Consider the following 12605-nt stretch of genomic DNA (forward strand, 5'->3'; position numbering starts at 1 on the left):
CGGGCGCGCCGCACCGGGCTCCTCCCGGTCCGGTGCGGCGCGCCGACCTCGCTGTGCTACGCGAGCCCGACGAGCGCCGCGGGCAGCGCGTCCGCGTACACGACGCCGAGGCGCTGCGTCGCCCGGGTCAGGGCCACGTACAGATCGCTGCCCCCGAAGAGCGCCGGCTCCGCCACGATCACCGTGTCGAACTCCAGCCCCTTCGCCTGCCGCGGTCCGAGCAGCACCACCGGCCGCGTCAGGTCCGGCGCCGCGCCCGAGGCCGCGTCCGGCAGCGCCACCGCCAGCGCCGGCAGCAGCTCCCGCGGCGCGATCACCGCCAGCCGCCCCGCGCCGCCCGACTCGCGGGCCACGGCCGCCGCGACCGCCGCCGGCACGGCGCCCGGCGACTCCCCGGAGCGCTCGGCCCAGGGGCGTACCCCCGTGGCGCGCACCGAGCGCGGCGGTACGTACCCGGGGTCCTCCGAACGCGCGACCTCGGCGGCGACCTCCATGATCTCCGCCGGCGTACGGTAGTTGACGCCCAGCGTGATGTGCTCGAAGCGCTTGTCCACGTACGGGCCGAGGATCGCCTCCCACGCCCCGCACGCCCCCGGCTCCGCCGTCTGCGCCGGGTCGCCGACCAGCGTCATCGACCGTGTCGGGCAGCGCCGCATCAGCAGCCGCCACGCCATCGGCGACAACTCCTGCGCCTCGTCGACGATGATGTGGCCGAAGGCCCAGGTCCGGTCCGCCGCCGCCCGCTCGGCCGCCGTGCGGTGGTCGGCCTCCTCCTGGCGCTCGGCCAGCCGCTCGGCGTCGATGAGGTCGTGCGCGGCCAGCACCTCCGCCTCGTCGTCGTCGCGGTCCTCGAACTCCTGGGTGCGCGAGCCGTACGACATCTCCAGCACGCCCTGCGCGTACGCGATCCGCTCCTGCCGCTCCGCCTCCGCGCGCGCCCGCGCCGCCGCCTGCGCGGGGCCATCGTCGCCCAGCAGCTCCGCCGCCTCGTCCAGCAGCGGCACGTCCGCAGGCGTCCAGGGCCCGCCGGCGCGGCGGATCAACTCCCCGTCCGCCTCCGGCAGGTGCACAGGCTCCGCGAGGAAGTCCGCGACCAGCTCCTGGGGCGTCAGCAGCGGCCACAGCTCCGCGATGGCCGCGTGCACCTCCTCGTTGGCGACGACCGCCTTGCCGAGCTGGGCGATGTCGTCGGGGCCCAGCAGGTTCTCCTCGCCGAACGGGTCCTGGCCGAGGCGGTCGGTGAGCTGCCGGGTCAGCCCGTCGATGACGTTGAACGCGAAGTGCGGCTGGGCCGCGTTGTGCGGCAGCTCGGTGTCCCGGGCCCGCCGGCGGGCCGCGTTGGCCAGCCAGTAGTCGAGGTGCAGCTCGCCGTCCTCGTGCGGGATGACGACGGTCGACTCCGGCAGCCGCTGGCGGTCTTCGAGGTACGCGGCGAGCGCGCCGGCCATCGCCGTGCCGCCCTTGACCGCCGCCGCGGCCGGGGTGTCGGTGCCGGTGGCGTCGACGCCGGGGAACAACTCGCCGGGGGTGGCCAGCAGCACGCCGGTCTCGCCGAGGGCGGGCAGCACCTCGGAGATGTAGCCGAGGAAGGCGGGGCCCGGGCCGACGATGAGCACGGCGCGGCGGGCGAGCTGCTCGCGGTGGGCGTAGAGCAGGTAGGCGGCGCGGTGCAGGGCCACGGCGGTCTTGCCGGTGCCGGGCCCGCCCTCGACGACGAGGACGCCGCGGTGCGGGGCGCGGATGATGCGGTCCTGGTCGGCCTGGATGGTCTGCACGATGTCGTGCATCCGGCCGGTGCGGGCGGCGTCGAGCGCGGCGAGGAGCACCGCGTCGGCGTCGGCGCCCTCCAGACCGGTCCGCTCGGTGTCGGTGAGGTCGAGGATCTCGTCGTGCAGGCCCGTGATCCGGGGGCCCTCGGTGGAGATGTGCCGCCGCCGGCGCAGGCCCATGGGGGTGTGGCCGGTGGCGAGATAGAAGGGACGGGCCACCTCGGCCCGCCAGTCGACGACGAGCGGCGTGCGCTCCTCGTCGTCCGCGCGCATGCCGATGCGGCCGATGTGGTGGTCGCGGCCGTCGCGGAAGCTCAGCCGGCCGAAGCACAGGCCGTGCTCGCCGGCGTTGAACGCGGCCAGCAGCCCGGACTGTTCCGCCACCAGCACGTCGCGTTCCAGTCTGGCCTGGAGGGTGTTGCCCCCGTCCCGGGCCAGGGCCGCCTGTACCCCCGCCGCCGCGCCGTCGCGCAGCTCGGTGAGGCGCTGCCGGAGCAGGTCAAGGAATTCCTGCTCCCGTCGCATTTCCTCGTTCTGCACCTCGTCCGACACCTCGTTTGACAATTCAACTCCCGCACGGATAGAATGCCCGCATCGCACTTTCCTCCAGCGCTAGTTCACGATTTCTGAATGTGCGCAGAGAATTCCCCAGCATAGCATTCCGAGGCTCCGACCGAATTCCGGCGGAGCCTTTCGCATGCGCCCCGCAGGTTACGCTCGGGGCATGAGCACTGCAGACACCCCCGAAGACGTGGCGCACCTTCTGGTGCGCTGCCTGGAGGCGGAGGGCGTGACGCACGTCTTCGGCGTGCCGGGCGAGGAGAACATCCGCTTCGTCGACGCCGTCAACGCCTCACCGTCCATCGACTACGTCCTGGTGCGCCACGAGCAGGGCGCGTCGTTCATGGCGGAGATGTACGGCCGTATCACCGGCCTCGCGGGGGTGTGCTCCGCGACCCTCGGCCCCGGGGCCATCAACCTGCTGCTCGGCGTCGCCGACGCGCACACCAACAGCACCCCGGTGGTCGCGCTCGCCGCGCAGGGCGGTCTCGACCGGGTGCACAAGGAGTCGCACCAGGTCATCGACCTGCCCGCGATGTTCGCCCCGGTCACCGACTGGTCCCAGCAGGTACGGGCCCCGGGCGCGGTACCGGAGATGGTGCGCCAGGCGTTCAAGACCGCGCAGAGCGAGCGGCCCGGCGCCGTGTTCCTCGCGCTGCCCGAGGACATAGAGGGCCTCGTCCCCGACCCGCCGCTGAACCCGCTGCCCATCAACCGGCCGCGCCCCGAGGCCCCGTCCCCGGCGCAACTGGAGCGCGCCGCCGAGGTGCTGGCGGGCGCCGCGCGCCCCATCCTGCTGGCCGGCCACGGCGCCACCAGGGCCGGCGCCAAGGACGCCCTGATCCGCTTCTCCGAGCGGCTCGACATCCCGGTGGCGACGACCTTCAACGGCAAGGGCGTCTTCCCCGACGACCACCCCAACGCGCTGGGCGCCGTCGGCTTCATGCGCCACGACTACACCAACTTCGGCTTCGACAACGCCGACGTGCTCATCTGCGTCGGGTACGAGCTGCAGGAGTTCGACCCGGTCAAGATCAACCCGCAGGGCGACAAGCAGATCCTGCACCTGCACCAGTTCCCGGCCGAGGTCGACTCCCACTACCCGGTCGCGGTCGGCGTGCTCGGCGACCCGTCGTCCTCACTGGACGGCCTCGCGGAGGCCGTCGGCCGCACCTTCCACGGCGACGGCCGGCTCATCCGCGGCCTGCTCGCCGAGGAACTGGCGCATGGCCGCCGCAACTCGTCCTTCCCGCTCGCCCCGCAGCGCGTCGTCGCCGACGTCCGCGAGGCGCTGGGCCGCGAGGACGTGGTGCTGGTCGACACCGGTGCGGGCAAGATGTGGATGGCCCGGCTCTTCCCCACGTACGAGCCGAACACCTGCCTGATCTCCAACGGCCTGTCCACCATGGGCTTCGCCGTGCCCGGCGCCATCGGCGCCAAGCTCGCCCGGCCGGACGCGCAGGTGCTGGCGATGACCGGCGACGGCGCGTTCCTGATGAACTCCCAGGAGCTGGAGACCGCGGTCCGCGAGAACATCCCGATGACCGTGCTCGTCCTCGTCGACGACGAGTACGGGCTGATCACCTGGAAGATGGAGCTGGAGATGGGGCGCCACTCCCACACCCGCTTCGCCAACCCGGACCTGGTGACGTACGCGGAGAGCTTCGGCGCCCGCGGGCACGCGGTGAAGTCCGCGGACGAACTGCTGCCCACGCTGCGCGACGCCCTCGCCCACGACGGCGTGGACGTCATCTCCTGCCCCGTCGACTACACCGAGAACCTGCGGCTCACCGACCGGCTCGGCGCCCTCCAGGGCCCGTTCTGAAACCCACCGGTCCCCGGTGATCCTCAGCCCGCCGGGCTGAGGATCACCGAGCGGGTCAGGTGGCGGGGCTCGTCCGGATCCAGGCCGCGGGCGCCGGCCAGCGCCACCGCCAGCCGCTGCACCCGCACCAGCTCGGCCAGCGGGTCGAGCCCGCCGGTGACCCAGAGCGCGCCGGTGGCGTGCACCTCGTCCTCCAGCCCCGCGGGCGCGTCGCCGATCATCCAGGTCGCGGTGCCCGAGGTGGTGATGCTGATGGGGCCGTGCCGGTACTCCATCGCCGGGTACGACTCCGTCCACGCCAGCGCCGCCTCGCGCATCTTCAGCGCCGCCTCGTTCGCCAGGCCCACGGTCCAGCCGGCGCCGAGGAAGGTGAACTGCCGGGCGGCCAGCAGCACCTGCGGCAGTGGCTCGACGAGCGCCAGCTCCGCGTCCTCCACCGCCGTGGCCGGCTGCACCCCGAGGTGGGCGCGGAGCAGGGTCAGCGCGGTGGTGGCGAAGCGGGTCTGCACCACGGAGCGCTCGTCGGCGAAGTCCAGCACCACCGTGTCGTCCGCGGCCTCGGCCACCGGCGTGGCGCCGTCGGCGACGATCGCGGTGGTACGCACCGAGCCGCCCAGCGTGCCCAGCAGCCGCAGCACCTCCGTGGTGGTGCCGGAGCGGGTCAGCGCCAGCACCCGGTCGTAGCGCCGGCCCGCCGGGAAACCCGAGGCGGGGAAGGCGTCCGTCTCGCCGTGGCCCGCCTCCTCGCGGAGCGCGGCGAAGGCCTGCGCCATGAAGTAGGAGGTGCCGCAGCCGACGGCGGCGACCCGCTCGCCGGGCTGCGGCAGCAGCGGCCCGTGCACCCCCGCCAGCTCCGTCGCCCGTCGCCAGCACGCGGGCTGATCGGCCAGCTCAGCGGCTACGTACGTCATCTTCATCGCCCCGCCCTGTGTGAGAACCATTGTTCAATCGTGCATGCTAAGGCAGAATTCCAAGCATCTTCAAGCATCGTACGTGGGAGGATTCGGGTTGAACCAGCACGAACGGCATGGTGCGCTGCTGCGGCTGCTGGCCGAGCGCGGCCGGCTCGACGTGGAGGCCGTGGCCGTCGAGGTGGCCGTGTCGGCGGCGACCATCAGGCGCGATCTGGACCAGTTGGCGGAGCAGCAGTTGCTCGTCCGCACCCGCGGCGGCGCGGTGCCGAACGACGTGGCGTACGACCTGCCCCTGCGCCACCGCGCCGGACGGGACGCCGCCGAGAAGGAGCGCATCGGCCGGGCCGCGGCCGCCATGGTCGAGCGCGGCATGGTCGTCGGCCTCAACGGCGGTACCACCACCGCCGCGGTGGCCCGCGCGCTCGCCGCCCGCGCCGACTGGGGCGACGGCGAGGGCGACGGCGCCCGCGGCGACGGCCAGCCCGCCGTCACCGTCGTCACCAACGCGCTCAACATCGCCGCCGAACTGGCCGTGCGGCGCAGCGTGAAGGTCGTCGTCTCCGGCGGCGTCGCCATGCCGTCCTCGTACGAGCTGGTCGGCCCGCTCGCCGGCCACATCCTGCGCGAGATCCGCCTCGACATCGCCTTCGTCGGCGCCGACGCCGTCGACGCCGAGCACGGCGCCAGCGCCCGCGACGAGCACGAGGCGAGCATCAACGCGCTGCTCGCCGCGCAGGCCGCGAAGCTCGTCGTGGTCGCCGACTCCACCAAGCTCGGGGTGCGCACCTTCGCCCGGATCTGCCCGCCGGCCGACATCGACGTGCTCGTCACGGACGACCGGGCGGCGGACAGGGCGCGCGAGTTCGAGGAGCAGGGGATGTCCGTGGTGCGGGCATGAGCGGGCGCGGGAGCATCGTGACGGACCTGCGGCTGGGCGTCGTCGGCCTCGGGCTGCGCGGCAACCTCGCCGATGCCGCCCACCGGCCCGGGGTGGGCTCCGTCGTGGCCGCCGTCGCCGACACCGACCCGGTGGTGCGCGCGGGAGTCGGCGCGCGCTTCCCCGGCGCCGTCGCGTACGCCGACCACCGCAGGCTCCTCGACGCCGCGGACGCCGACGGCGTGGACGCGATCGTCGTCACCACCCCCGACGACACCCACGCGGCCGTCGCGCGCGCCGCGCTCGAAGCGGGCAAGCCGGTCTTCGTCGAGAAGCCCCTCGGCATCACCGTCGAGCAGTGCGACGCGATCCTGCGCACCGCGTACGAGACGGGCACGCCGCTGTACGTCGGGGACACCATGCGGCACACGGGCGTCGTCCGGCTGATGCGCGACATCGTCGCGCGCGGCGACATCGGCGTGCCGCGCACCGTGTGGGTGCGGCACTTCGTCGCGTACGGCGGCGACTACTACTTCAAGGACTGGCACGCCGACCGCCGCCGCACCACCGGGCTGCTGGTGCAGAAGGCCGCCCACGACATCGACGTCGTGCACTGGCTCGCCGGCGGCTACACCAGCCGCGTGCACGCCCTCGGGGCCCTCATGCTCTACGGCGACCTGCCCCGCCGTCCGCCCGGCACCCCGCGCCCCGCCGGCCGGCACCGCGACGACACCTGGCCGCCCGCCGCGCGCCGCGACCTGAACCCCGTGGTGGACGTCGAGGACGTCTCGGTGATGAACATGCGCCTCGACAACGGCGTCATCGCCGCCTACCAGCAGTGCCACTTCAGCCCCGACTACTGGCGCAGCTACACCGTCATCGGCACCGAGGGCCGGCTGGAGAACTTCGGCGACCGCCCCGGCGACGAGGTCCGCGTCTGGCACACCGGCCCCTCCGGCTACCGCCCCGGCGCGGACGCCATCCACCGCGTGCCCGCCGGCGAGGGCGCGCACGGCCGGGCCGACGACCGGGTCATCGCCGAGTTCTGCCGCTTCGTCCGCCTCGGCGACGCCACCGACACCTCGCCGCTGGCCGCCCGGATGAGCGTCGCCGCGGGCGTGCTCGCGACCCGGTCGCTGCGCACCGGCGGCACGGCGTACGACGTACCGCCGCCGGACCCCGTGCTCGCCGAGTACTTCGCGGCCGGCCAGCGCCGCCCCGCGCACCAGCACTGAGGTCCAGAGCACCGACTTCCCCGGAGGGAACCGATGAGCGTGAACCGCAGGCACTTCCTGGCAGGGACGTCGATCGCCGGCGGCGCCGTGCTGCTGCCGGCCCTCGGCCTCACGGCGCCCGCCGCGGCGCGCGGCGGCGGAGACGGCGCGGACGGCGAGGGCGACGGGAGCGGCGGCGGGGACGGCACCGCGGGCGCCCGCCGGGCGCTGGCCCGCCTGCTGCCCAGCCACCACCGGCAGTTCGAGCTCTCCCTGCTCCCCGCCGACGGCCCCGACCGCTACCGGGTCACCGGTTCCCCCGGCCGGATCGAGGTGGCCGCCACCGGCACCGGCGCGCTGCTCACCGGCGCCGGCGCCTACCTCAAGCGCACCGCCCGCGCGCACATCTCCTGGAACGGCGACCAGCTCGACCTGCCCGCGCGACTGCCCGCCCCCGCCGCCCCGCTCACCGGCGAGGCGCACGTGCCGCACCGCTTCGCGTACAACGACACCAACGAGGGCTACACCGGCGCCTACCGCGACTTCGCCGCGTGGGAGCGCGCCCTCGACGTGCTCGCGCTGCACGGCGTGAACGAGGTGCTGGTCTGCGTGGGCACCGACGCCGTCTACTACGAGACCTTCCGCGCCTTCGGCTACTCCGACGAAGAACTGCGCGCCTGGATCCCCGCCCCCGCGCACCAGCCCTGGTGGCTGCTGCAGAACATGGCGTACTTCGGCGGGCCCGTCTCCGCCCGGCTGCTGCGCCTGCGCGCCGAACTGGGCGCCCGCATCACCGCGCGCGTCCGCGAGCTGGGCATGACGCCCGTGCTCCCCGGCTACTTCGGCACCGTCCCCGACGGCTTCGCCGGGAAGAACCCCGGCGCCCACGTCGTCCCGCAGGGCGGCTGGGTCGGCTTCGACCGCCCCGGCTGGCTCGACCCCCGCGACCCGCGCTTCGCCGAGGTCGCCGCCGCCTTCTACGGCCACCAGCGCGATCTGCTCGGCCCCGCGGGCCTGTACAAGATGGACCTGCTGCACGAGGGCGGCGACCCCGGCGACGTCCCCGTCGGCCCCGCCGCCCGCGCCGTGGAGGCCGCCCTCCGGCGCGCCCACCCGGACGCCCTCTGGGCGATACTCGGCTGGCAGCACAACCCGCGCCGGGAGATCCTCGACGCCGTCGACCGCGACCGCATGCTCATCCTCGACGGCCTGTCCGACCGGTTCCCCACCGTCACCGACCGCGAGGCCGACTGGCTCGGCACCCCCTACGCCTTCGGCTCCATCTGGAACTTCGGCGGCCACACCCCCCTCGGCGCCAACACCCCCGACTGGGCCGCGCTCTACCCCGCCTGGCGCGACAAGCCGGGCAGCGCACTGGCCGGCATCGCCATGATGCCGGAGGGCGCCGACAACAACCCCGCCGCGATGTCCCTGCTCACCGAACTCGCCTGGACCCCCGGCCGGATCGACCTCGACGCCTGGTTCCGCGAGTACGCCACCGCCCGCTACGGCGCCGAGGACCCGCACGCGGCAGCCGCCTGGCAGGTGCTGCGCGAGACCGCGTACGGCACCACGCGCGCGGACTCCTGGAGCGAGGGCGCCGACAGCCTCTTCTGCGCCCGCCCCGGGCTCACCGTCCGCAGCGCCGCCGCCTGGAGCCCGCAGGAGGACCGCTACGACATCGCCGCCTTCGACCGCGCGCTCACCGAACTCCTCGCCGTCGCCCCCGGGCTGAGCCGCTCCGCCGCGTACCGCTACGACCTCATGGACGTCGCCAGGCAGGCGCTCGCCAACCGCAGCCGCCCGCTGCTGGCGCGGATCAAGGAGGCGTACGAGGCCGGCGACCGCGACGGGCTGCGCGAGCTGACCGCCGCCTGGCTGGAGCTGATCCGGCTGCTCGACCGGGTGGTGGGCACCGACGCGCAGCACCTGCTCGGCCGGCACCTCGCCGAGGCCCGCGCCTGGGGCGCCGACCGCGCCGAGCGCGACCGGCTGGAGTACGACGCGCGCTCGCTGATCACCACCTGGGGCCCGCGCGCCGGCAGCGAGGCCGGGCTGCACGACTACGCGAACCGCGAATGGCAGGGCCTGCTCGGCGACTTCTACCACAGCCGCTGGAAGACCTACTTCGCCACGCTCGACACCGCGCTGGCGACCGGCGAGGAGCCGGCCGCCGTCGACTGGTTCGCGTACGAGGACGCCTGGGCGCGCCGCCGCGACCGCTACCCCGAGAAGCCGCGCGGCGACATCCGCCGGCTCGCCGAGGAGGCGGTGCGCGTCCTGGCCCGCGAACCCCTCGCCGCGCTCGCGCGCTGAAGCGCCGGCTCCGGCGGGGCACACAGCCGCGGTACGGGTACGGGAGGCCACCACCCCGTACCCGTACCGCCTCTCACACCCGCCGCTGGACGTGCAGCAGATACTCCTTGCGGTCCAGCGGGTTGTGGTCGGTACGCGGCCGGGCCGGGGCCGGGCCGCGCACCGCCCGGTAGTGGCCGAAGGAGGTCTCCAGCACGCCCTCGCCCCGGGTCAGCCCCGGCAGCCGCCGCTCAAGGCCGTGCACCCGCGCCGCCGGCACCTCGCCCTCCAGCACCGCGACCCCGCCGCGCACCTCCTGCCCGTCGACCACCGCGGCCAGCGCCGCGAACACCGGCCACAGCGCGGGCACCGCGTCCTCGGGCGCCTCCAGCCGGAACCGCTGCACGGGCTCGTGCACCCGGGTGCCCGCGCGCTTCAGCGCGTCCGCCAGCACCAGCGGCGTGATGCCGCGGAAGTCGGCGCCGGTGCTCGACATGGCCTTGCTGAAGCCCTGGTGGGCGTGGCTCTGCCGGGGCCAGTAGCCGGAGTGCGTCATCGTCACCCGCACGTCGGGGATCTCCCAGCCGGACAGGCCCTGGTGCAGGGTCGCGCGGACCGTGTCCTCGACGGCCTTGAAGAACGCGTACGGCATCGAGCCCAGCTCCACCGCGAGCGCGAAGACCACGCCCGTGCCGGGCGGCGCGGGGTCGACGCGCAGCCCGACGGTGGCCAGGAACGGGTTGGTGTCCGTGTCGCCCTTCTCGTACGCCGAGCCGCTGCCCGCCAGCCGCTCGACGTGGATGACGGACGACTCGCGGAAGGAGACCGGCAGACCGTACTCGTCGGCGAGCGTGGCCCCGATGACCTCCTTCTGCACCTCGCCGTAGAGCGAGACGTACAGCTCTTGCAGACCGCCCGGCCCGGCCCCCCGGCGCAGCGCGATCAGCGGGTCCTGCTCGGCCAGTTGGAAGAGCGCCGTGTGCAGCGCGCCCCGGTCGGCGGCCCGGTCCGGCACCACCACCGTCTCCAGCGTCGGCGGCGCGAAGTGGTGCCGCCGCGCGTCCGCCGCCCGGCCCACGGCCGCGCCCACCGCGTCGCCGATGCGCACCCCGGCCAGGCCCCGCACCAGAGCGATGCGGCCGGCCCCGACCCCGGCGGCGGGCACCGCCGCGCCCTGTTCGAAGACCTCGACGCCGGTGACCTTCTCCGTCACGGGGGCGCGGTCGCCGTCGCCGTACGCCACCTCCTGGCGGGTGCGCAGCGTGCCGGCGAGCATCCGCACGTACGCGACCTTCTCGCCGCCGGGACCGCGCTCGACCTTGAAGACCGTGCCCGCGGCCGGACCCTCCGGGTCCCCGGCGGGCGCCGGCAGCAACTCCTTGATGCCCGCGGTCAGCTCCGCGACGCCCGCCCCGGTGGCGGCGGAGCCGAAGTACACCGGATGCACGAGCGCGCCCGCGGTCTGCTCCGCGAGGCTCTTGCGCAGCCTGCGGTACGTCACCGCCGCCTCGTCGGCGACGTAGTCCGCGAGCAGCGCGTCGTCGTGGCCGGAGAGGACGTCGGCGAGCCGGCCGGCGAAGGCGGCGTTGTCGGGGGCGCCCGGGTCGCCGGGGTGGTCAGGGCCGTAGGGGGTGAACGCGGCGGCCCGGGTGCCGAGTCCGCGGACGGAGCCCATGGCGACGGCCCCGGGCGTGAGCTTCGCGGCGATGTCGCGCACCAGCGCGTCGTCGCGCGCGCCGCGCCGGTCGGTCTTGTTGACGAAGACGAGCGTGGGGATCGAAAGCCGCCGCAGCGTGCGCATCAGCACGCGCGTCTGCGCCTGCACGCCCTCCACCGCGGAGACCACGAGCACCGCGCCGTCGAGCACGTGCAGCACCCGCTCCACCTCGGCGATGAAGTCCGGGTGGCCGGGCGTGTCGATGAGGTTGACGGTGATGCCGTCGAGCGCGAAGGAGACGACGGCGGACTTGATGGTGATGCCGCGCTGCCGCTCCAGCGCGAGCGAGTCGGTGCGGGTGCTGCCGTCGTCGACGCTCCCGACCTCCTCGACGACCCCGGCCGCGTGCAGCAGCCGCTCGGTCAGGCTGGTCTTACCGGCGTCGACATGGGCCAGGATTCCCAGGTTCAGCGTGTGCACGGAGCGTCATGTCCCTTGCGTAGGTGGCGATGGCCTGCTGGGTGGACATGAACGCTGCGCGCATGCGCGTTTCCTCTCGGTCCTGGGGCATGGGTCTGCCGTGCCCGGCCAGTGGAGCAGCGGCCGGCCGGGCAGGGCAACCGAATTAACGCCTCAGCGGCGGCCGAACCGCTCGATCAGCTCGGACTGGTACGCCGTCGTGCCCTCGACCCGCGCGTAGCTGCCCACGGCCCACGGACCGCCGTGCCGCCCGCCCGGGGCCAGGGCGGTGACCTCGTACGCCTGCGTCTCGCCCGCCGCCACCGTGGCGCCCTCGTGGCGGGTCCAGCGGCGGCCGTCGTAGTGCCAGAGCACCGGCGGGCCCTCCCACCCGTACGGGTCTCCCGACACCCAGACGCCGCCGCGGCCGTCGCCGGTGAGGGCCTCGGCGAAGAGCCCGCTCACCGGGCCGGTGACGTCCCGCCACCCGCGGCCGTTCCAGTGCAGGACCCTGGGCTCGGCGAACCCCACGCCGTCGGCCGCGGGGACCCGGCCGGTCGCCCAGACGCTGCGGTCGGACTCCACGTGGACGTCGGTCAGCCGCAGGTCCGGGTCGCCGGGGGCCTCGGCCTCGGTCCAGCCGCCGTTCCGCCAGCGCATCACCACGGGGCGGCTCTCCCGGCCGACGTGGGCGAAGCCGCCGACGGCCCAGGCGCTGCCGCCCGCGGACGTCACCGAGTGCAGCCAGGCCCCGTCCGGCAGGCTGCCGGCGAGCGATATCCCCCAGCGGGGTTCGTGCGCCCGGCCCGCGGCCGTCGCGGGGGCGGCGAGCGCGGCGCCGGCGGCGAGCGCCGCGGCGATCGCCAGGGCGGTGCGTACCCGAGTCCTCATTCGTGAATACCGCTTCCAGCGGTGCGGTCTGACACGGGGTCAGACCGCCCGCCGGGGGTGAGGGTTGTCCGGGTATTTCAGTTATGTCGGTACGTCACCGGGGGTGCGCCCCGGTGTCGCTCGACATTCACACCGGCGCGCCC

At 74.7% G+C, this 12605-nt stretch carries 8 protein-coding genes; 4 read left to right on the forward strand and 4 right to left on the reverse strand.

Translation table 11 applies throughout. The features are described 5' to 3' along the window. Nucleotides 1-56: 56 nt before the first annotated feature. On the reverse strand, nt 57-2294 hold the full coding sequence (locus OG946_RS33855; RefSeq protein ID WP_326800447.1) for a HelD family protein: 2238 nt from the start codon (nt 2292-2294) through the stop codon (nt 57-59). Nucleotides 2295-2493: 199 nt separating this feature from the next. On the opposite strand from OG946_RS33855, the gene OG946_RS33860 reads away from it, so the two are divergent. Beyond that, nucleotides 2494-4155: an acetolactate synthase large subunit gene (locus tag OG946_RS33860; RefSeq protein ID WP_326799755.1), complete on the forward strand. Its 1662-nt coding sequence runs from the start codon at nt 2494-2496 to the stop codon at nt 4153-4155. Nucleotides 4156-4178: 23 nt separating this feature from the next. Here the strand turns inward: OG946_RS33860 and OG946_RS33865 are convergent, their stop codons facing one another. After that, nucleotides 4179-5066, reverse strand: coding sequence for an SIS domain-containing protein (locus OG946_RS33865; RefSeq protein ID WP_326800448.1), 888 nt, complete (start codon nt 5064-5066; stop codon nt 4179-4181). 97 nt (nt 5067-5163) lie between these two features. Between OG946_RS33865 and OG946_RS33870 the strand changes: the two genes are divergently transcribed. Genes OG946_RS33870 through OG946_RS33880 form a run of 3 tightly spaced genes read left to right on the forward strand, consistent with a single transcriptional unit; the run spans nt 5164 to nt 9476 of the window. Continuing rightward, entirely contained in the window at nt 5164-5967 is an 804-nt protein-coding gene (locus OG946_RS33870; RefSeq protein ID WP_326799756.1) for a DeoR/GlpR family DNA-binding transcription regulator, read from the forward strand. Next, on the forward strand, nt 5964-7181 hold the full coding sequence (locus OG946_RS33875; protein ID WP_326799757.1) for a Gfo/Idh/MocA family protein: 1218 nt from the start codon (nt 5964-5966) through the stop codon (nt 7179-7181). The genes OG946_RS33870 and OG946_RS33875 overlap by 4 nt, the downstream gene beginning before the upstream one ends. Before the next feature lie 33 nt (nt 7182-7214). Next, nucleotides 7215-9476, forward strand: coding sequence for an alpha-N-acetylglucosaminidase (locus OG946_RS33880; protein ID WP_326799758.1), 2262 nt, complete (start codon nt 7215-7217; stop codon nt 9474-9476). 73 nt (nt 9477-9549) lie between these two features. Here OG946_RS33880 and OG946_RS33885 read toward each other — a convergent pair whose 3' ends face one another. Then, nucleotides 9550-11592 carry a translation factor GTPase family protein gene (locus tag OG946_RS33885; RefSeq protein WP_326799759.1) on the reverse strand — a complete coding sequence of 681 codons (2043 nt, stop codon included), beginning with the start codon at nt 11590-11592 and terminating at the stop codon, nt 9550-9552. Between the two features lie 153 nt (nt 11593-11745). Further along, nucleotides 11746-12462, reverse strand: a complete 717-nt coding sequence (locus tag OG946_RS33890; protein WP_326799760.1) for a hypothetical protein — start codon at nt 12460-12462, stop codon at nt 11746-11748. Between the last annotated feature and the right edge of the window lie 143 nt (nt 12463-12605).

Source organism: Streptomyces sp. NBC_01808 (assembly GCF_035917395.1).
Classification (GTDB): Bacteria; Actinomycetota; Actinomycetes; order Streptomycetales; family Streptomycetaceae; genus Streptomyces.